Annotated in this window: 20 protein-coding genes; 14 read left to right on the forward strand and 6 right to left on the reverse strand. The window is 65.1% G+C overall.

Going from position 1 to position 20,478, the window contains the following annotated elements:
- The first annotated feature begins 121 nt into the window (after positions 1-121).
- The 9 genes from ASG39_RS08770 to rnhA all read left to right on the forward strand — a co-directional run bounded on the left by ASG39_RS08770 (position 122) and on the right by rnhA (position 7,206).
- Positions 122-1,075: a heme o synthase gene (locus ASG39_RS08770; protein WP_062594629.1), complete on the forward strand. Its 954-nt coding sequence runs from the start codon at positions 122-124 to the stop codon at positions 1,073-1,075.
- Positions 1,075-1,215 (forward strand): hypothetical protein, encoded by a 141-nt coding sequence (locus ASG39_RS24205; RefSeq protein ID WP_062594630.1) that lies wholly within the window; start codon positions 1,075-1,077, stop codon positions 1,213-1,215. The genes ASG39_RS08770 and ASG39_RS24205 overlap by 1 nt, the downstream gene beginning before the upstream one ends.
- A 12-nt stretch (positions 1,216-1,227) precedes the next feature.
- Positions 1,228-1,851 carry a cytochrome c oxidase assembly protein gene (locus ASG39_RS08780; RefSeq protein WP_244481184.1) on the forward strand — a complete coding sequence of 208 codons (624 nt, stop codon included), beginning with the start codon at positions 1,228-1,230 and terminating at the stop codon, positions 1,849-1,851.
- A 185-nt stretch (positions 1,852-2,036) separates the two neighbouring features.
- The gene (locus tag ASG39_RS08785; protein ID WP_062594632.1) at positions 2,037-2,912 is read left to right on the forward strand and encodes a cytochrome c oxidase subunit 3; all 876 of its coding nucleotides are present in this window, start codon (positions 2,037-2,039) and stop codon (positions 2,910-2,912) included.
- 382 nt (positions 2,913-3,294) lie between these two features.
- Complete coding sequence (locus tag ASG39_RS08790; protein WP_062594633.1) at positions 3,295-3,693, forward strand: DUF983 domain-containing protein; 399 nt, start codon at positions 3,295-3,297, stop codon at positions 3,691-3,693.
- Positions 3,662-4,507, forward strand: a complete 846-nt coding sequence (locus ASG39_RS08795; RefSeq protein ID WP_062594634.1) for an SURF1 family protein — start codon at positions 3,662-3,664, stop codon at positions 4,505-4,507. The genes ASG39_RS08790 and ASG39_RS08795 overlap by 32 nt, the downstream gene beginning before the upstream one ends.
- 137 nt (positions 4,508-4,644) lie before the next feature.
- Complete coding sequence (gene ispH, locus ASG39_RS08800; protein WP_062594635.1) at positions 4,645-5,685, forward strand: 4-hydroxy-3-methylbut-2-enyl diphosphate reductase; 1,041 nt, start codon at positions 4,645-4,647, stop codon at positions 5,683-5,685.
- Between the two features lie 85 nt (positions 5,686-5,770).
- A complete protein-coding gene (locus ASG39_RS08805; RefSeq protein WP_062594636.1) occupies positions 5,771-6,751 on the forward strand; it encodes a homoserine kinase in 981 nt (326 codons plus the stop codon).
- Positions 6,748-7,206, forward strand: a complete 459-nt coding sequence (rnhA, locus tag ASG39_RS08810) for a ribonuclease HI (RefSeq protein ID WP_062594637.1) — start codon at positions 6,748-6,750, stop codon at positions 7,204-7,206. Before ASG39_RS08805 ends, rnhA begins: the two co-directional genes overlap by 4 nt.
- Positions 7,207-7,452: 246 nt before the next feature.
- Here the strand turns inward: rnhA and ASG39_RS08815 are convergent, their stop codons facing one another.
- A complete protein-coding gene (locus ASG39_RS08815; protein ID WP_062594638.1) occupies positions 7,453-7,938 on the reverse strand; it encodes a peroxiredoxin in 486 nt (161 codons plus the stop codon).
- Between the two features lie 112 nt (positions 7,939-8,050).
- Positions 8,051-8,896 carry a protein-disulfide reductase DsbD domain-containing protein gene (locus tag ASG39_RS08820; RefSeq protein ID WP_162242422.1) on the reverse strand — a complete coding sequence of 282 codons (846 nt, stop codon included), beginning with the start codon at positions 8,894-8,896 and terminating at the stop codon, positions 8,051-8,053.
- 361 nt (positions 8,897-9,257) lie between these two features.
- Here ASG39_RS08820 and ASG39_RS08825 point away from each other — a divergent pair, with 361 nt between their 5' ends.
- The 3 genes from ASG39_RS08825 to ASG39_RS08835 all read left to right on the forward strand — a co-directional run bounded on the left by ASG39_RS08825 (position 9,258) and on the right by ASG39_RS08835 (position 11,637).
- Positions 9,258-9,857, forward strand: coding sequence for a YqgE/AlgH family protein (locus ASG39_RS08825; protein WP_062594922.1), 600 nt, complete (start codon positions 9,258-9,260; stop codon positions 9,855-9,857).
- A 176-nt stretch (positions 9,858-10,033) separates the two neighbouring features.
- The gene (locus ASG39_RS08830; RefSeq protein ID WP_062594923.1) at positions 10,034-10,225 is read left to right on the forward strand and encodes a CsbD family protein; all 192 of its coding nucleotides are present in this window, start codon (positions 10,034-10,036) and stop codon (positions 10,223-10,225) included.
- A gap of 296 nt (positions 10,226-10,521) precedes the next feature.
- Complete coding sequence (locus ASG39_RS08835; RefSeq protein WP_062594640.1) at positions 10,522-11,637, forward strand: putative zinc-binding metallopeptidase; 1,116 nt, start codon at positions 10,522-10,524, stop codon at positions 11,635-11,637.
- Positions 11,638-11,860: 223 nt separating this feature from the next.
- Here ASG39_RS08835 and ASG39_RS08840 read toward each other — a convergent pair whose 3' ends face one another.
- From ASG39_RS08840 to thrC, 4 genes are all read right to left on the reverse strand, one after another.
- Positions 11,861-14,722, reverse strand: coding sequence for an EAL domain-containing protein (locus ASG39_RS08840; protein ID WP_062594924.1), 2,862 nt, complete (start codon positions 14,720-14,722; stop codon positions 11,861-11,863).
- A 53-nt stretch (positions 14,723-14,775) separates the two neighbouring features.
- On the reverse strand, positions 14,776-15,387 hold the full coding sequence (locus ASG39_RS08845) for a GNAT family protein (RefSeq protein ID WP_062594641.1): 612 nt from the start codon (positions 15,385-15,387) through the stop codon (positions 14,776-14,778).
- Positions 15,388-15,488: 101 nt separating this feature from the next.
- Complete coding sequence (locus ASG39_RS08850; protein ID WP_132534137.1) at positions 15,489-16,790, reverse strand: pitrilysin family protein; 1,302 nt, start codon at positions 16,788-16,790, stop codon at positions 15,489-15,491.
- A gap of 15 nt (positions 16,791-16,805) precedes the next feature.
- Positions 16,806-18,212 (reverse strand): threonine synthase, encoded by a 1,407-nt coding sequence (thrC, locus tag ASG39_RS08855; protein ID WP_062594642.1) that lies wholly within the window; start codon positions 18,210-18,212, stop codon positions 16,806-16,808.
- 255 nt (positions 18,213-18,467) lie between these two features.
- On the opposite strand from thrC, the gene ASG39_RS08860 reads away from it, so the two are divergent.
- Entirely contained in the window at positions 18,468-19,025 is a 558-nt protein-coding gene (locus tag ASG39_RS08860; protein ID WP_062594643.1) for a hypothetical protein, read from the forward strand.
- A 166-nt stretch (positions 19,026-19,191) separates the two neighbouring features.
- Positions 19,192-20,478 carry a calcium-binding protein gene (locus ASG39_RS08865; protein WP_062594644.1) on the forward strand — a complete coding sequence of 429 codons (1,287 nt, stop codon included), beginning with the start codon at positions 19,192-19,194 and terminating at the stop codon, positions 20,476-20,478.

Genomic DNA, 20,478 nt, shown 5'->3' on the forward strand with positions numbered 1-20,478 from the left:
CACGTCCCCTCGCCCCGCAAGCGGGGAGAGGGCTTAAGGTGAGGGGCCGTCACAGGCCGCATGCCTCACCGGGGCCGGGCCCAAAAGCCCCACCCGAAAACGCTGGAAGAAAGAAACCGGAATGACCGTCATCGACACCACCGGAAACCTCGACCACGGCGATCTCCGCCTGTCGGAGGCCTCGGCGCGCGATTTCTGGGCGCTCCTGAAACCCCGCGTCATGTCGCTCGTGGTGTTTACGGCCTTTGCCGGCATGGTGCTCGCGCCGGGCGCGATCAATCCGTTCATCGGCTTCGTCGCCATCCTCTGCATCGCGGTCGGTGCCGGCGCCTCCGGTGCGCTCAACATGTGGTACGATGCCGATATCGATGCCGTGATGAAGCGCACGGCGACGCGCCCCATTCCGTCGGGCCGCATCACCGGCCAGGAAGCGCTCGGCTTCGGCCTCACGCTCTCGGCCTTTTCGGTCTGTATCCTCGGCCTCGTCGTCGGCTGGTTCGCCGCCGGCTTTCTGGCCTTCACCATCTTCTTCTATGCCGTCGTCTATACGATGTGGCTGAAGCGGGCGACGCCGCAGAACATCGTCATCGGCGGTGCGGCCGGCGCCTTTCCGCCGATGATCGGCTGGGCCTGCGTCACCGGCGGCGTTTCCGTCGAGAGCGTCGTCCTGTTCCTCATCATCTTCCTCTGGACGCCGGCGCATTTCTGGGCGCTGGCGCTGTTCAAGATGGGCGAATACGGCGCGGTCGGCGTGCCGATGCTGCCGAACGTCCGCGGCATCCCCACCACCAAGGTGCACATCCTCGTCTATGCCGTGCTGACCGCGGTTGCCGGCATCTGTCCGACCCTGCTCGGCTTTGCGAGCCTCGGCTATGGCGCCGTCGCGCTGGCGCTCGGCCTCGGCTTCGTCTGGTACGCGATCAAGGTGCAGTCCATGCCCGAGACGGACGAGAAAATGCTGCCGGCCAAGAAGCTGTTTGCCTTCTCGCTCGTCTATCTCTTTGCGATCTTCTCGGCGCTGCTCGCCGACCGCGCGGTTGTCGCGCTGCTCGCCGCCTTCGGAAAGGGCTTCTGATGGATCTCGTCACGCTCACGCCCGCCCAGAAACGCGCCCGCCGCGGCCGCAACATCGCGCTCGGCCTCGTGCTCTTCGGCCTGGTGGCGCTGTTCTACGTCGTCACGCTCGTGAAATTTTCCAACGGCCTCGCGCAGTAGGAGAGGGTGCCCATGACACGGCAACCGACAGCACCCATGGCAAAGACAGGCCAGCCCGAACGTCGCAACGGCGTGATCGTCGGTGCCTGCGTCGCTTTCGTGGTGGGCATGGTCGGCATGGCCTATGCCGCGGTGCCGCTCTACGACATGTTCTGCAAGGTCACCGGCTATAACGGCACGACGAAGCGCGTCGATCAGGCCTCCGACACCATTCTCGACAAGACCATCCGCGTCACCTTCGATGCCAATGTCTCGGGCGATCTGCCCTGGCGGTTCACGCCGGTCGTGCGCGAGATCTCGCCGAAGATCGGCGAGACGGTGCAGGTCGAGTTCAAGGCGAAGAACATCGCCGATGTCCCCACGACCGGACAGGCCGTCTTCAACGTCACGCCCATGCAGGGCGGCGCCTATTTCAACAAGGTCCAGTGCTTCTGCTTCACCGAGACGACGCTGCAGCCGGGCGAGGAACTGGAAATGCCCGTCGTCTTCTTCGTCGATCCCGAGATCGTCAAGGCGGCGGAAACGAAAGACATCGGAACGCTGACCCTGTCCTACACCTTCTATGCGCGCCAGCCGTCAAAGCCGGTCGCAGCCTTGAAGCCGCAGGACGGCGCGACGGCGGACCGGAAGCTTTAAGCGGCCGGCGCCCCAGACGGGTGCCAGGCCGAACCTGCCGCTGGCAGGAAACCGAAAGACCCGCCGACGGCGGGTCGGCAACAGATCATGAGACCGGACGCAGACTTGTAATCTTGCGGGCGTTCGGGAAGAGTGGCGCGGCAAGACCGCACCGCTTCAGGCGAGGGGACGACGGGGAGAACGACATGGCCGACACGCATCAGAAGAACCACGACTATCACATCATCGATCCCAGCCCCTGGCCGCTGCTCGCCTCCATCGGCGCCTTCGTCATGGCCTTCGGCGGCGTCGCCTATATGCGCTATCTCTCCGGCGGCTCGTTCAAGATGTTCGGGCTCGAATGGGCCAATCCCTGGATCCTCTTCATCGGTCTCGCGATCGTGCTCTACACCATGTACGCCTGGTGGGCGGATACGGTGAAGGAAGCCCATGAGGGCCACCACACCCGCGTCGTCTCGCTGCATCTGCGCTACGGCATGATCATGTTCATCGCGTCGGAAGTGATGTTCTTCGTCGCCTGGTTCTGGGCCTATTTCGATGCCAGCCTGTTTCCGGGCGAGGCCATCCAGGCGACCCGCACGGCCTTCACCGGTGGCCAGTGGCCGCCGAAGGGCATCGAGGTTCTCGATCCCTGGCACCTGCCGCTCTACAACACGGTCATCCTGCTGCTGTCGGGCACCACCGTCACCTGGGCGCACCATGCGCTGCTGCACGGCGACCGCAAGGGCCTTATCAGCGGCCTGACGCTCACCGTCGTCCTCGGCGTGCTGTTCTCCTTCGTGCAGGGCTACGAATACGCCCACGCCCCCTTCGCCTTCAAGGACTCGATCTACGGCGCCACCTTCTTCATGGCGACCGGCTTCCACGGCTTCCACGTTCTGGTCGGCACCATCTTCCTCGCGGTCTGCCTCATCCGGGCGCTGAAGGGCGACTTCACGCCCCAGCAGCATTTCGGTTTCGAGGCCGCCGCCTGGTACTGGCACTTCGTGGACGTCGTCTGGCTCTTCCTGTTCTTCTCCATCTACATCTGGGGCGGCTGGGGCGCGCCGCTCGCCGGTTAAGCACCACGTCGGCGCGTCGGAAACGGCGCGCCGAACCATCGACGCGACCCGGCGGAAGCGCAGCAATGCCGCCGATGATCCTGAAACGATCGGCCGGCGCTGCAGGGTGCAAAGCGAAATGCGCTTGGCGCGGACCCCGTGCCGCATGGGTCATCGAGAAGACCCGCAAAGCGCCTTGTGTCTTGACGATCGCGAGACGCTGATGTCCCCAGTGCGACAATGGCGTCCGCAATCGCGGGCGGCGTGATCGCGTGAAAGCCCTGATCAGCGCTTTTCTAAAGTATCGTGCATGTCTTCGACCCGTCCATCGCTCGAGGGGATATCCCCGGCCGGCCGTCCGTTGTAAACCGGCTTTCACACGAAAAGCCGAGAGGGGCGAGGCATGAGCGTAGAACCGGACCGTCACGATACCGCCCATTATCCGCCGGTCGATCCGATCAAGGCGGGCCTGCGCGGCCGGTGCCCGCGCTGCGGCGAGGGCAAGCTGTTTGCCGGATATCTGGCGCTACGCCCCCGCTGCGCCGCCTGCGGGCTGGACTATGATTTCGCCGATGCGGGCGATGGTCCCGTGGTCTTCGTCATCCTCATCATCGGCTTCATCACGGTCGGCGCTGCGCTCTGGGCCGAGGTCAATTACAGCCCGCCGCTCTGGCTGCATTTCCTGCTCTGGATCCCGCTTGCCATCGTGCTCTCGCTGGCGCTGACGCGCATGCTGAAGGGCGTCCTGATCGATCTGCAGTATCGCAACAATGCCCGGCCCGGCGAAATCGACCGTGGCTGAGCCCTTGCCCCTGGCATCGCCGGGCACCACCCGTCGCCGGGACGGGCCCGTCGCCCGCGTCCTCTCGGCCGTGCTTCTGCTCGGTCTGTTTGCGGCGCTCGTTTCGCTCGGCACCTGGCAGATGCAGCGTCTCCAGTGGAAGGAGGGCCTGCTCGCGGCCATCGCCGAACGCCGCCATGCCCCGCCCGTCGAGATCGATGCCATCGCCGCGATGGCCGCAGCCGGCACCGATATCGAATATCGCACGGTCCGCGTCTCCGGCATTTTCGACAAGGACGGCGAACGCCATTTCTTCGCGACCTATGACGGGCAGACCGGCTTTTACGTCTATACGCCGCTGATGCTTGGGGATGGTCGCGCCGTCCTCGTCAATCGCGGCTTCGTGCCCTATGACCAGAAGGAGCCCGCCACCCGGCCGGAGAGCCAGCCCGAGGGTCCCGTCACCATCACCGGCCTTGCCCGCGCCCGGCTGGATGCGAAACCCTCCTGGGTCGTGCCGGACAATGATCTCGCCAAGAATATTTTCTACTGGAAGGACTGGAGCGCCATGGTGGCGGCGTCGGGCCTGTCTCCGGAGCGCACGCTGCCCTTCTTCATCGATGCCGATGCGACGCCCCATCCCGGCGGCGCGAGTGCAGCCCGATTGCCGATCGGCGGCGTCACGCAGTTCGACCTGCCGAACAGCCACCTCCAATATGCCCTGACCTGGTACGGCCTTGCCGCAGCGCTGGTGGTCGTCAGCGGCCTGTTCGTCGTCCGCAGGCGCGCCGAGGAGCGGAAGGCCCGGGCAGAGGTGCCGCCCGACATCCGTTGATCTCCGGCTGTTCTTTCTTGTGTGCGCCGTCATCGCCGCTATATAGAACCGTGGCCGGTCCATGCGCGCATCCTGTCGGGTGCCGGGCGGTCCGGTGATGCTCGCACTCCCGTTCACAAGCCTTGGCGCCTGATCCCATGGAATTTCGTCCCGCTGAAACGCCCGCTTCGCAGGCGCCCGCACCTTCAAAGTCCGCGCTGACCATCCGTCTCTGCGGCCCGCGCGGCTTCTGCGCCGGGGTCGATCGCGCCATCCAGATCGTCGTGCTGGCGCTCAAGGAATTCGGCGCCCCGGTCTATGTCCGGCACGAGATCGTCCACAATCGCTATGTCGTGGAAGGGCTCGAGGCCAAGGGCGCGATCTTCGTGGAAGAGCTGGATGAGATCCCGCCGGAGCACCGCAAGCAGCCGGTGGTCTTCTCTGCGCACGGCGTGCCCAAATCCGTGCCCGCCGATGCCGACCAGCGCAATCTCTTCTATCTCGATGCGACCTGCCCGCTGGTCTCCAAGGTGCACAAGCAGGCCATGCGCCACAACCGCATGGGCCGCCATGTCGTGCTCATCGGCCATGCCGGCCACCCGGAGGTCATCGGCACCATGGGGCAGCTGCCCGAGGGCAGCGTCTCGCTGGTCGAAACCATCGACGACGTCGATACCTACACGCCGCCCGATCCCGACAATCTCGGCTTCGTCACCCAGACGACGCTGTCCGTCGATGACACCGCCGGCGTCATCAAGCGCCTGCACGAGCGCTTCCCCCATCTCACCGCGCCCGCCGCCGACAGCATCTGCTACGCCACCACCAACCGGCAGGAGGCCGTGAAGCAGGCCGCCCCCGGCTGCGACCTGTTCCTCATCGTCGGCGCGCCCAATTCCTCCAATTCCAAGCGGCTGGTCGAGGTCGCCCTGCGCTCCGGCGCCCGCCAGTCGGTGCTGGTGCAGCGCGCGGCGGAGATCGACTGGGACACGCTCGGCGACATCCGCACGGTCGGGCTTTCGGCCGGGGCCTCCGCGCCGGAGGTCATCGTCAACGAGATCATCGAGGCCTTTCGCGCGCGCTACGATGCGGTGGTGGAGCTGGCCGATACGGTCGAGGAAACCGAGAATTTCCTCGTCAACCGCGAGCTGCGCCACGTGCCGCTGACCCAGGCCGACATGGCCTTCGTCAACGGCGACTGAAATCCGGCGGTCGCTCCGCGCGTCCTCTCCCGGCAGGGCAGAGAGGGCCTTCCGTCCCACCCTCCATTCCTGAAGGCTCCCCGACATGGCCGTCTATACCGATATCTCCGAGGACGACCTCAAGCAGTTTCTCGGACCCTACGCGGTGGGCGAACTCACCTCCTACAAGGGCATCGCCGAAGGCGTCGAGAACAGCAACTTCCTGCTGCACACCACCACCGGCGCCTATATTCTCACGCTCTACGAGAAGCGCGTCGATGCAGGCGATCTCCCCTTCTTCCTCGGCCTGATGCAGCATCTCGCCGATCGCGGGCTGAACTGCCCGCTGCCGCTGGCGCGTGGCGACGGCGCCCTGCTCGGCACGCTGTCGGGCCGCCCCGCCGCCATGATCACCTTCCTCGAAGGCATGTGGCTGCGCAAGCCGGAAGCGGCCCATTGCCGCGAGGTCGGCCGGGCGCTGGCCGAGATGCATGTCGCGGGCGAGGGCTTTGCCCTGTCGCGGAAAAACGCGTTGTCGGTCTCGGGTTGGCGGCCGCTCTGGGACAAGGCCCGGGATCGCGCCGACGCGGTGCAGACGGGTATCGCCACCGAGATCGCTGCCGAACTCGACCATCTCGAAGCGAACTGGCCGTCCGATCTGCCGGCCGGCGTCATCCATGCGGATCTCTTCCCGGACAACGTGTTCTTCCTCGGCGAGAACCTCTCGGGCCTGATCGACTTCTACTTCGCCTGCAACGATCTTCTCGCCTACGACGTCTCGATCTGCCTCAATGCCTGGTGCTTCGAGAAGGACGGGTCCTTCAACATGACCAAGGGCATGGCGCTGCTGTCCGGCTACCAGTCGGTGCGCCCGCTCACGCCCGGCGAGATCGCGGCCTTGCCGCTGCTGGCCCGCGGCTCGGCCCTGCGCTTCTTCCTGACGCGGCTCTACGACTGGCTGACGACGCCGGCCGGCGCGCTGGTGGTCAAGAAGGATCCGCTCGAATATCTCCGCAAGCTGCAGTTTCACCGCTCGGTGACCTCGGCGCTCGAATATGGCCTGACGATTTCGGAACCCGACGCATGAAACACATCGACATCTTCACCGACGGCGCCTGCTCGGGCAATCCGGGTCCCGGCGGCTGGGGCGCCGTGCTGCGCTATGGCGAGACCGAAAAGGACCTGTGCGGCGGCGAGGCGGAAACCACCAACAACCGCATGGAACTGCTCGCCGCCATCACCGCGCTCACCTCGCTGAAGGAGCCCTGCGAGGTGGACCTGCACACCGACAGCAAATACGTCATGGACGGGATCATGAAATGGATCCACGGCTGGAAGAAGAACGGCTGGAAGACCGCCGACCGCAAGCCGGTGAAGAACGGCGAACTCTGGCAGGCGCTCGACGCCGCCAACCGCACCCACAAGGTCACCTGGCACTGGGTCAAGGGCCACGCCGGCCACCCGGAAAACGAACGCGCCGACGAACTGGCCCGCAAGGGCATGGAGCCGTTCAAGACGAAGCGGGCGGTCAAGCTGGGGTGAGATGTCGGGTGTCGCGGCCGTCGAACGCGCGGCCCGCCCCTCATCCCGCTGCCGCGACCTTCTCCCCGCCAAGCGGGGAGAAGGGGGCAAGCCGCATACGCTCGCTCACCTCTTGCAGGTTTTCGAGAGGGTCGAACGGTTTCCGAGGGGGGCAAAGCAGGCACCCCAAGTCCCTTCTCCCCGCCAAGCGGGGAGAAGGTGGCGGCAGCCGGATGAGGGGCTGCCGCTGCCGATTGTCGCAAACCCTCAGATCTGCTCCAGCATGGTCGCTGCCGAGGACACGGTCGCCTGTCCCGGGCTCTCCTCGATGTTCAGCGTCTTCACCACGCCATCGTCCACCAGCATCGAATAGCGCTTGGAGCGCAGGCCGAGCGTGCCGGCCGACAGGTCGATGTCGAGGCCGAGCGCCTTGGTGAAGCCTGCGTCCCAGTCGGAGAGGAAGTGGATCTTGTCCATGCCGCCCGAAGCGGTGGCCCAGGCGCCCATCACGTGGATGTCGTTGACGGCGACGACGGCGATGTCGTCGATCCCGCGGGCGAGGATCGCGTCGCGGTTTTCAAGATAGCCGGGCAGATGGTTGAGCGAGCAGGTCGGCGTGAAGGCGCCGGGGACGCCGAAGATCACGACGCGTTTGCCGGAAAACAGCGCATCGGTGGTCACCTCCACCGGGCCGTCGACGGTTTTTTCCTTGAAGGTCGCGGATGGAATCTTGTCGCCGATCGAAATGGTCAAAGGCAGGTCCTCACTTGTGTCTGGGGAAGGGGCTCGAATGACGGCGCGGAGCGCGGTCGGGCTCCGTGGAAAATCCGTGCGCCGGACAGGCGCAGAGCGAGGATATAGATTGTCAGGGCTTGAAGACAAGCGGCGTTTCGATGGCGCTCATCCCGCTCGGCCCCTTCACGCTGATCGTCGCGCGGATTGCGCCCCCGGCCGGGAGGCCCGAGGCCTTGGCCGGCCGCTTGGCGGCGATCCGCACCTGCGTCAGCCCCGCCGCATCGACCCGGCTCGTCGCCCGCCTGAAGACATAGCCCGACGGCGCGGCCAGGAAAACATCCGACAGCGTCGCCCCGTGCGGCAGCGTCAGCGCCAGCGCGATCTCGCTACCCGCCTCATCGAAACGCGCCTCGGCCACGGCGAAATCCGGCCTCGGCGCGGCGGGCAGGGCGGCGAAGGCCGAGCGCACGCGCGCCGTGTCCAGCGGATTGTCGGACGCATCGCCGGAAAGTCGCACATCGAGCGTCGCCTGCACGGGAATGCAGATGCTCTTGCAGATGCCGAGAAACACCGATGCCTCCAGCGTCAGCGCCTCGGGCGCGCCAGGCGCGGTCTTCAGGAACAGCGGAAAGGCGACCGGCTGGTCGTAGCCGGCATAGTCGAGATCGCCTTCCGCGAAGCGCTTGGGCGCCGGAAGCCGCAGGCCGGACGAGACGAAGCTTTCGGAACCCGGTCCCGTCGCGGTGATCGTCACCTCCGGGGGAATGCCGCTCGATCCCGGATCGCTCCAATAGGTGCGCCAGCCCGGCTCCAGCCGGATCTCCAGCATGGCCGGCAGCGTGCCGTCGTCGAGGCGGGCGCCGGTCACCAGCCGGATGCCGCCGCCGACCGTTTCCACCCAGGCGCTGCGCGCCGCAAAGGCCGTGCCGGCGAAGGCCGCACAGCTGAAAAAAAAGACGGCGGAAAGGGTTGCCACACGGGCTGAATCCGTCAAACTCTGCGCGATACGGCGTGCGATCATCGACAGAGCCATAGCGCTTTTGCCGGGTTCGGAGAAGATCGGCAGCGTGCGGGACCACGGCAAAGTCACGCACTTTTTCTTGAAGACGCGAGAGCGGCATCACTGCTTTTTCTCGCCTTCAGGGAATGAGGCGCGGAACGAAGGTCGGGAAACCGGATTCGTCAAAGGCGAAGACGGTTCCGCCGCCGGGGCATCGCCGGGGCATGGGCGAGACGGCGACCAGGGAAGCAGGAAACAGAGAAGCAGGAAACAGGTAACAGTCGGCAGCGAGAAGGCGGGACAGATCTCAACCGAAAACAAGGGTACGGGCACCATGATGGCGACATTCCAGAAGAACCGCGAACGGGGCATGTTGGATGGGCAATTCCTGATTGCCATGCCCGGCATGCCCGACACCAATTTCGCGCGCACGGTGATCTTCGTCTGCGCGCATTCCGACGATGGCGCGATGGGCTTCATTCTCAACCGCCCGCAGCAACTGACCTTCCCCGACGTGCTCCTGCATCTCGAAATCGTCGATCGCCTGCAGGCGATCCGCCTGCCGGAGCGCACGCGCGAGTTCCAGATCCAGACCGGCGGCCCGGTCGAGACCGGCCGCGGCTTCGTCCTCCACTCCGACGATTATCTCAGCGAATCGAGCATTCCGGTCAATGACGACATCTGCCTGACGGCGACGCTCGACATCGTGCGCGCGATCTCCCGCGGCGCCGGCCCCGCCCGCGCCATGATGATGCTCGGCTATGCCGGCTGGGGCGCAGGACAATTGGAAGCCGAGATCGCCAACAATGGCTGGCTGACCTGCCCGGCCAATGAGGACCTGATCTTCGATCGCGACCTCGGCGACAAATACGACCGCACGCTCGCCGCCATGGGCGTCGCCCCCGCCATGCTCTCCATGACCGCCGGCCACGCCTGACGGCGTGTCGGCGCGCGCGTGGGCGCGGTCGCTTCACGCGCCCATCACCTGTCTAAGAAAGCGAAGACTTTCCGACTTTCTCATGAACTAATCGCGGAACATTTTGTCCGACGCCCCGTTTTCAGGGCAAGCGGCACAGCAATCAAGCGGCGCCGCCAAGACAGGGAGTTATGCACATGGGTAGCATGTCCGACAAGGTATCCGGTCTCGCCAACGAGGCAGCAGGCAACATCAAGCAGGGCGTCGGCAAGATGACCGACAATGAGCGCCTGCAGGCCGAAGGCAAGGCACAGGAAGTCAAGGGCGAAGTCCAGCAGGCATCCGGCAAGGCCAAGGACACCGTCAAGGGTGCCGTCGATCGCCTGTAACAAAGTTTCGCTACGGTCGATCCCGTAGCACCGAGGTGCGCAACCGTCGCCGTCCTGACGGGTTCAACTGGATGGCGACGTGCGCCGAATGCCCGCTGTGCTTCGCGCCGGCGGGCATTTCCTCGTCAGGCGGTCGTCTTCATCAGCCGATGGCTCTTTCGCCACGGCATACACCGACATTATTTCAGCAGACACTATTGAGAGGGCAGCGAAGACGGGGCATGCAAAAGGCCGCGCTGCCAAGCCACATCAAACAAGGGCCATCCTTTGAGGGACGGCGCAGGGACGAAACCACCATGAAGCTCTTTACGTGCAGCAATTGCGGAAATTCCGTCCATTTCGACAATCGAACCTGTGTGAATTGCGGATCGCGCCTCGGCTTCGACAGCGGGACGCTGAGCATGCGGGCGCTGGCCCCGGCCGGCGGCGACCAGTGGAGCGTCATCGGCAACACCGACACGGCCGTGCGCTTCTGCGCCAATGCCATGAACGACATCTGCAACTGGCTCGTCCCCGCCGGTAGCCAGAACACCTATTGCGTCGCCTGCAGCTACAACCACATCGTTCCCGTCACCGACAATCCGGAAGGCGTGCAGCGCTGGCAGAAGATCGGCCAGGCGCAGCGGCATTTGTTCTATTCGATCCTGCGCTGGAACCTGCCGCGTCCCGGCCGCGATGCCGATCCGCAGGGCGGACTGGTGTTCGATTTCCTCGCCGACGAGGTCGATGCCAATGGCAACATCATCCAGGCCGCGATGACCGGCCATGAGGATGGCCTGATCAGCCTGCGCGCCGCGGAAGCCGACGATGCCACGCGCGAAAGCATCCGCGTTTCCATGGGCGAGCCCTATCGCACGCTGCTCGGCCATTTCCGCCACGAGATCGGCCATTTCTACTTTGCGCAGCTCTGCCGCGATGAAGAAACGCTGGCCGAAGCCCGCGCCCTGTTCGGCGATGAACGCGAGGACTACGCCGCAGCGCTTCAGCGCAATTACGAGCAGGGACCGCCGATCGACTGGCAGAACCGCTTCATCTCCACCTATGCCAGCTGCCACCCCTCGGAAGATTTCGCCGAGTGCTGGGCGCACTTCTTCCATATCGTGGATACGCTCGAAACCGCCCGCGCCTTCGGTCTCTCCACCGACCCGCGCCGCCACGAGGAAATGGCCGCCGAAGTCGATTTCGACCCCTACAACGTCCGCGACGCGCAGACGCTGGTCGATGCCTGGGTCCCCTTGAGCGTGGCGCTCAACAGCATCCAGCGCTCGATGGGCCAGACCGACAGCTACCCCTTCGTCCTCTCGATCCCGGTCGTCCAGAAACTCGAATTCCTCAACCGCCTGATCCACAAGGCCGGCCAGGGAAACCTCGCCATGGTCGCCCCGCCGGTGCAGGCGCCGGAAGCAGCGTAAGGTGGTGATCGGTGATCAGTGAGTAGTAAGCCGTGATCAGAATTGGTGAGTAGTGAGCAGAATTAGTAAGTAGTGAGCAGTGATCGGTAAGTCGTAAATATCATATTGTGAGTTGTCATTTGCGATGATTTCTCACTACTCACTACTCACTACTCACTACTCACTACTCACTACTCACTACTCACTACTCACTACTCACTACTCACTACTCACTACTCACCCCTCATGCCCTTTTCATCAACGGAAACCGCTCCTTCAGCAGCCGCTGGATCAGATCCGAGGCGATCGGCGGGCCGAAGAGGAAGCTTTGACCGAAGTGGCAGCCCATCTGTCCGAGCTGGATCGCATCCTCCTCGGATTCGATGCCTTCGGCCACCACCTGCATGTCCAGCTCGCGCGCCATGTTGATGACCGAGCGCAGCAGGATGGTGCGCTTGTCGCTCTCGTCCTTCACCAGCGCCTTGTCCATCTTGATCGTGTCGAACGGGAAGCGCGTAAGATAGGCGAGCGACGAGTGGCCTGTGCCGAAATCGTCCAGCGCCAGCTTCAGCCCGCTGTCGCGCAGCTTCTGCAGCACGAGGCGCGCCTGTTCCGGGTTTTCCATCATCAGCGATTCGGTCAGCTCGACCATGATCTGCGCGGGATCGCAGCGATTCTTGTGCAGGATCGCGCGGATGTCGTCGTGCAGGTCGTTGTTGAGCAGCTGGCCGCTCGACAGGTTGACCGAGACGAAGATCGGCAGTTGCCCCGTCTGGATCTGCCATTCGCCCAGATCGCTCGTCGCCCGCTCGAAGGCGAACAGGCCGAGCTGGTTGATGACCTCGGAACTCTCGGCGATCGGAATGAATTCGGACGGCGGAATGCTGCCGCGCTTCGGGTGGTCCCAGCGCATCAGCGCCTCGAAGCCGGCGATCTCCGCATCGTTCAGCCGCACGATCGGCTGGTAGACGAGGGAAAGCTCGTTGCGCTCGATGGCGCGGCGCAGGTCGGTTTCGAGCTGCAGCCGGTCCGTGCCCGAGGTGCGGAAGGCCGGCCGATAGGGCTCGACGCGATTGCCGCCCGCCTTCTTGGCGCGGAACATGGCCAGCTCCGCGTCGTCCAGCAGGCCGGCGGCGCTCTGGCTCTGGTCCACCCAGGAGACGAGGCCGACGGAGGCGGTCAGGCTGATCTCGCGATTGCCGAAGCTGATCGGCACCATGATCGCCCGGCTGATCGCCTCGGCGAAATCCGCCACCTTGGCCGGGTCGCGCTCCGAAATGAGGATCAGGCCGAACTGGTCGCCGCCGAGCCGCGCCAGCGTATCCTGCGGCTTCAACAGCCGCCGCAGCCGCCGCGTCAGCGCGATCAGGATGTTGTCGCCGGCCGCGATCCCCAGCACGTCGTTGACGTTCTGCTTGTAGCGGTCGATGTCGATGGCGATCACCGTCGGGCGCACGCCGTTGGAACCCGGCGCCAGCGCCAGAATCGATTGCAGCCGGTCGAGGAAGATCTGGCGGTTGGGCAGGCCGGTCAGGTTGTCGTGCAGCGCATCGTGCAGCAGGCGGTCGAGCGAATTGCGCTGCTCGGTGATATCCACCAGCGTGCCGACGCAGCGGATGATCTCGCCGTTGGCGCCCAGCACCGGCCGCGCGCGGATCGACAGCCAGTGGTAATGCCCGTCTTCGGCGCGAATGCGGAAATCGTGGTTGAGGCGGCCGCGGCGGTGCTCGAGCAGGATGTCGAGCGTCGCCCGGAAACGGTCGCGGTCGTCGGGGTGCAGCCGCGGCAGCCAGTTGCGGGCAGGGCCGTGCATGGCGCCGGGGGTCAGGCCGAGCTGCTGCGACACGTCGGGAATGGTCACCACCCGGTCGCGCGCCACGTCCCAGTCCCACACGGTGTCGCCCGAGCCCGTCAGGGCCAGCGACTGGCGTTCGAGGTCCGAGAACAGCCCCTGGCTATAGGCGCCGCCGGCAAAGGCGTGCTGCATGACGGTGAAGCCGATGAGCAGCACGATCAGCACGAGCCCGCCGCCGAGCGCCGGCTGGACGATGTCGTTGGAAAGCCTGCCGGTGACCGTCAGCCATGCGCCGAACAGCCAGACCAGCGTCAGCAGCCAGGCGGGAACGAGCAGGATGGCGCGGTCGTAGCGGTTGAGCCCGAGATAGGCGATGAGGAAGATGCCGGCCGTGCCGGTCAGCGCAAACGAGATGCGCGCGATGCCCGCCGCGATCGCCGGATCGTAGATCGCCACGCCGAAGAGCAGGCCGAGACCGAGGACCCAGGCGAGCGTCGCATAGGACAGATGCTGGTGCCAGCGGTTGAGGTTCAGATAGGTGAAGAGGAAGATCACGAGCCCCGCGGCGAGAAACACCTCGGTGCCCGCCCGCCAGATGCGCTCGTCCCCGGCCGTGATCGCGATCAGCTTCGACAGGAAGCCGAAATCGACGCAGATATAGGCGAGCACCGCCCAGGCCAGCGCGGCCGTCGCCGGCAGCATGGAGGTGCCCTTGACGACGAAGAGAATGGTCAGGAACACGGCGAGCAGGCCGGCAATGCCGAGCACGATGCCGCGATAGAGCGTGAAGGCGTTGACCGTGTCCTTGTAGGCGTCCGGCTCCCAGAGATACATCTGCGGCAGGTCGGGCGTCGCCAGCTCCGCGACGAAGGTGATGACTGAGCCCGGATTGAGCGTGATGCGGAAGACGTCGGCTTCCTCGCTCGGCTGCCGGTCGAGCGCGAAGCCTTCCGACGGGGTGATGGAGAGGATGCGCTTCGAGCCGAGGTCCGGCCAGAAGATCTTCGAGTTCACCAGCCGGAAATGCGGCGCGACGATCACCCGGTCGAGCTGCTCTTCGGACACGTTGGCAAGCGCGAACACCGCCCAGTCGCCCTGGTGGTTCTCGGCGCTGGAGCGCACCTCGATGCGCCGCACGATGCCGTCAGTGCCGGGCGCGGTCGATACCTGAAAGGCCTCGCCGCGGCCGGTRTAGATCTCGGTGGTCGCGGTGAGATCGAGCGCTGTGTCCTCGCGCGAGATCTTCACGGGCTCGATGGCATGGGCCAGACCCGCACCGAGCCACGTCATCGCCAGCACCAGGGCCAGCATCAGCCCGGGCAGCCTGCGGATCGACGGCAGACGCGTCGGACGGAAGGGGTAGGTCACTCGCTAGCAGTCCTGTTGGGCGCGATGTCACGCGAAAGAAGGGAGAAGATCAGGTGGTCGCGCCACTGCCCATTGATCTTGAGATACTCACGCAGGTAGCCTTCGCGATGAAAGCCGGCCTTTTCAAGGAGCCGGATGCTCCTGTCGTTTTCCGGAATACAGGCTGCCTCGATACGGTGCAACTGAAGGGTCGAAAAGATGTAGGGGATGGAGAGCCTGACCGCCGCGGACATATGTCCCTGGCCGGCGAAACGCTCGCCCATCCAGTAGCCGATCATGCAGCACTGCGCCGCGCCGCGCCTTATATAGCCGATTGTGAGACCGCCGAGCAGCGTGTCGGTCTCGCGCGCGAAGACGAACAGGGGCACGGCCTGGCCGGACTGGAACTCCTGCTCGCTGCGCACCGCCCGGGCGCGAAAGGCGCTCTCGGTCATCTCCTCCGCCCGCCAGGTCGGCTCCCAGGGCTCCAGAAACGGCCGGCTTTCCCGGCGCAGCGCGAACCATTGCCGATAGTCGGAGCCGCGCGGCAGGCGCAACAGATGGGCGTCGCTCTCGATCCTGACCGGGTCCGGCTGTCGTGACAGGAACCGAAACACCGATCGTGTCATGAACGCCTCCGCACGGCCGGGATGAGGAAAGGGAAGGGCCCGGCGCGGGCGCGCCGGGATGATGAAGGCGAAGGTGCCGGCGCGGGTGCGCCGGGATGAGTTCAGCCGTTGGCCGCGCGCGGCAGGGCCGGGGCCTTGGTCAGTCCGCCGAGAATGTCCGCCATGGGCGCCAGCTTGTCGACGGGGCCGATGGCCGAAAGCGTCGGCACGGTCTCGAAGAACAGCCGGCCGGCAAGGTCGGTCAGCCGCTCGACGGTGATGCCGGACAGCCGCTCCATCAGTTCCTCGTTGGGAATGGGCCGGCCGTAGAGCATCATCTGCCGGGCGATCTGGCCGGCGCGGGCGGCCGGGCTCTCCTGGCCCATCAGCAGCTGGGCGCGGATCTGCGCGCGGGCGCGGTCGATTTCCTGCTGCTCGATGCGGTCGGCCGACTTGCGCAGCTCCTCGATGATGACCGGCATCAGTTCCGGCAGGTTCTCGCCGCCGGTCGCGGCGTGGACGCCGAAGATGCCGGTGTCGGAAAAGCCCCAGTGGAACGCATAGACCGAATAGCAGAGGCCGCGATGCTCGCGCACTTCCTGGAAGAGCCGCGAGGACATGCCGCCGCCGAGAATATTGGCGAGGATCTGCGAACAGTAGAAGTCGCGCGCATGATAGGCCTTGCCCTCGAAGCCGAGCAGCACCTGCGCGTCCATCAGGTCGCGGTCCTCGCGCGTGTCGCCGCCGGTATAGCGGGCCTTTTCGAGGATCGGCGCCTCCGCCGGCTGCTGCGGCAGGGCGGCGAAGCGCGCCTCGACCTGCGCCACGAAGGCATCGTGATCGACGGCGCCGGCACCCACCACGAACATGCGGTCGGTCGTGTAGTTGCGGCCGAGATAGCTGCGGATCTGGTCGGAGGAGAACGACATCACCGTGTCCGGCGTGCCGAGGATCGGCCGGCCGACGATCTGGTCGGCAAAGGCGGTTTCGGCGAAACGGTCGAACACCACGTCGTCGGGCATGTCGTTCGCCGCGCCGATTTCCTGCAGGATGACGTTCTTCTCGCGCTCCAGCTCGTCCTCGTCGAAGGACGACTCGGTCAGGATGTCGGCGAGGATGTCGATGGCGAGCGTCGTGTCGTCCTTCAGCACGCGGGCGTAATAGGAGGTCGTCTCGGTCGATGTCGCGGCGTTCACCTCGCCGCCGACATTCTCGATCTGCTCGGCGATGTCGCGCGCCGAGCGCGAGGCCGTTCCCTTGAAGGCCATGTGCTCCAGCAGATGGGCGATGCCATGCTCCGACATGGTCTCGTCGCGGGAGCCGGACTTGATCCACGTGCCGAGCGCGACGCTTTCCAGGTGCGGCATGGTTTCGGTAACGACCGTCAGCCCGGAGGCAAGCCGGGTGCACTCAACTTTCATCATCGGTCTTTCTGCGCACTAGTTCCGGATACGCGCGTGCTCGCCGATATAGGCCTCGACGGCTTTCAGCTCGGGATCCAGAATGTCGAAGCGCTCCTCCCTGTCCATCAGGTCAGCAAGCCACGTCGGAAGCGCCGGGTCAATACCGCTGGCCGATTTTACTGCGGCGGGGAATTTGGCCGGATGCGCGGTGGCCAGCGTCACCATAGGTGCGTTGGGTTTCATATGCTTGGCGGCAACGAAGGCGCCGATGGCGCTGTGCGGATCGAACAGATAGCCGGTCTCTTCGAGCGTCTTCGCGATGGTGTCGGCGACCTGTTTCTCGGTCGCCCGTCCGGCGCGGAACAGGCCGCGGATCCTCTTCAGCGCCTTCTCCTCGATCTCGAAGGCGCCCGACTGCTTCAGCCCGCCCATGGCCGCGCGCACCTTGCCCGCGTCCCGGTCGAAGGCCTCGAACAGCAGCCGTTCGAAATTGGAGGAGATCTGGATGTCCATCGAGGGCGAGGTGGTCGCGCGCACGTCGCGCATTTCGTAGCGCCCGGTCTTCAGCGTGCGGGCGAGAATGTCGTTCTCGTTGGTCGCCACCACGAGGCGCGCGATCGGCAGCCCCATCTTCATCGCCACGTAACCCGCGAAGATGTCGCCGAAATTGCCCGTGGGAACGGTGAAGGCGATCTTGCGATCGGGCCCGCCCAGCGCTACCGCCGTCGTGAAGTAATAGACGATCTGGGACATGATGCGCGCCCAGTTGATCGAATTGACGCCCGACAGGTGCACGTGGTCGCGGAACGCCGTGTCGTTGAACATGTCTTTGACCAGCGTCTGGCAATCGTCGAAATTGCCGCGGATCGCGATCGCATGGACGTTTGACGCCTTCGACGTCGTCATCTGGTGCTGCTGCACCGGCGAGACCTTGCCGTGCGGAAACAGGATGAAGATATCGGTGCGGTCGCGCCCGGCAAAGGCGTCGATCGCGGCACCGCCGGTATCGCCCGAGGTCGCGCCGACGATGGTGGCGCGCGTGTTGCGGGTGGCCAGCACATGGTCCATCAGCCGCGCGAGCAGCTGCATCGCCACGTCCTTGAAGGCGAGCGTCGAGCCGTGGAAGAGCTCCATGACGAAGGCGTTCGGCCCGGTCTGCACGATCGGCACCACGGCCGGATGCCGAAACGTCGCATAGGCCTCGTCGATCATGCCGCGCAGCGTTGCATCCTCGATCTCGCCATCCACGAACAGCTGCAGGATGCGGAAGGCGACGTCCTGATAGGAGAGACCGCGCAACGCCCGGATCTCGCGCTTCGACAGGGTCGGCCACGTCTCCGGAACATAGAGCCCGCCGTCGCGGGCAAGGCCCGCCATCAGGGCATCGCTGAAACCGAGCGCAGGGGCCTCGCCCCGGGTCGAAACATACTTCACGGTCGTCATCCTCGTCTCGTGCCGGCCGGCGACGCTGCCGAAGAACCCGGGCGCCAGCCCTGAGACGGGACGCCAGGGGCGGAGGCAGGCCTTGCAAAAATCGACCGGAAGGCGCGCTTGTCCAATCGATTTTCCGGCGCGCCGCTGCTATAGACCATCGCCGCAGCACTGGAAAGCCTGCCTTTCGGCAGACGGGACCGGCTCTGCGGACAGCGACAGACACGCGCCGTGAGAGCGCGGGCAGCGACAGGGGGTCGAGTTCGAATGGTGGGTCAAACAGTCAGCCGCATCGCGGCATGTGTCGGTCTCTTGGCGCTCGGTGGTTGCAACACGCCGGATACGGGCGGCGCGATCGAGGCCGGCGGCAGCGCGGCATCGGCCACGCCCGCCGTCATTCAGGCCAAGTGCCCGCAGATCGTGATGCGCGATGCGACCTCGGTCTATCGCACCTATGCCAAGGGCGCCAAGGACGATCCGACGCAGATCGTCTACCAGGCCTCGCTCGCCGACTCGACCCGCCAGTGCGTGCAGAGCGATACGACGCTCACCGTCACCGTCGTGGTGCAGGGCCGCGTCACCACCGGTCCCGCCGGCGGCCCCGGCACGATCAACCTGCCCATCCGCGTCACCGCCAGCGACGCCGACAACACGCTGTTCTCCGAGGTGACGCAGCTTCCGGTCACGGTGGCGGCCGGCGCCGGCGCCCAGCAGTTCATCTTCACCAAATCCGCCCCCATCAACGGCGGCGCCGGCGACTTCGCCAAGGTCTATGTCGGCTTCGACACGGCCCCGGCCAAGCCTGCCGCCAAGAGAAAAAAGTAGGGTTCGGACCACGGCGTTCGCCGGCAGCCCGGCTGCCGGCGCGTCTGCGAACGCGCGGGTGACGCGCTTTTTCTCGGGGCCGGTAACCAAGCTTTCATGATGGGGCTTTCCCTTTTTTCAGGGCATGTTAAGACTTCCTTAAGCAAGGGTTAAGGGGGCTTCAACCATGGCAGTCTGGACGTATTTCTTTCCGAAAAATCAGTCGCCGCTCAACGGCGACTACAATTTTTCCTTGGCCGACTATATCGACGAATCCGGCGTGACCTACAATTCGAGCACGACGAAACAGGCGATCTACGATCTCGACAACGGCCTTCAATTGAAGGTTCTGGGCTCCGGCTTCTCCTTCGACAGCCAGAAGGATCCGATCTCCGGCACGGTCACGAGCCTTCAGCTGCAAACCAAGAGCGGCACGGTTTTCCAGACGATTTCGGGCCTCAGCCTGTCGTTTGCCGACCTGAGCGATGCGACGCAGGCCTATGACAGCTGGGGTTTCCAGGAATGGCTGATGAAGGGCAACGACACGATCACCGGTTCGGCCGGCGGCGATGACATGTACGGCTTCAACGGCAATGACGTCATGCGGGGCGGCGCCGGCGACGACTTCATGGAAGGCGGGAGCGGCAAGGACAGCTATGACGGCGGCACCGGCTGGGACACGATCAGCTTCCAGGACAGCTACTACAATCGCGACAGTCTCCGCGGTATCGTGCTCGACGCGGCCGCCGGCACCGTGACCGACCAGTACGGCAACAAGGAAACCTTCAAGAACATCGAGGGGTTCCGAGGCACCATTTTCGCCGACGTGATGACAGGCTCCTCGCGGGACGAGACCTTCATGGGGCTCGGCGGCAAGGACACGATCGACGGCAAGGGCGGCTTCGACATGGTGACCTATCACCGCGACGTGCGCCGTGGTGCTGAAAGCGGCGTGACCGTGGACCTGACCAAGGGCACGGCGATCGACGGCTTCGGCAAGGCGGACAAGCTGACCAGCATCGAAGGCGCGCGCGGCTCCGAATTGGCGGACACGCTTCTGGGCAGCGCGAGCGACAATTTCCTGCGCGGCGACGAGGGCAACGATCTCCTCTCCGGACGCGGCGGCAACGACACGTTGCTCGGCGGCGCCGGCAGGGACAGCTTCCTGTTCGATGTCGCACCGAATGGCGGCTCCAATCGCGATGTCATCCAGGATTTCATCGTCGCCGACGATACGATCCGGCTTGAAAACGCGGTCTTCAAGGTGTTCACCAAGACGGGCGTTCTCGCCGCGGGAGAATTCGTCATCAACGCGTCCGGCAAGGCCGTCGACAGCAACGATCACATCATCTACCAGGCAAGCTCCGGCAACATCTATTACGATGCCGACGGCGCGAACGGCACCGCTGCGGTGCTGTTTGCCACAGTCTCGGCCAATCTCAAGATGACGGCGGCCGATTTCCTGATCGTGTAA

It is taken from the genome of Rhizobium sp. Leaf371 (assembly GCF_001424045.1).
Lineage (GTDB): Bacteria > Pseudomonadota > Alphaproteobacteria > Rhizobiales > Rhizobiaceae > Ferranicluibacter.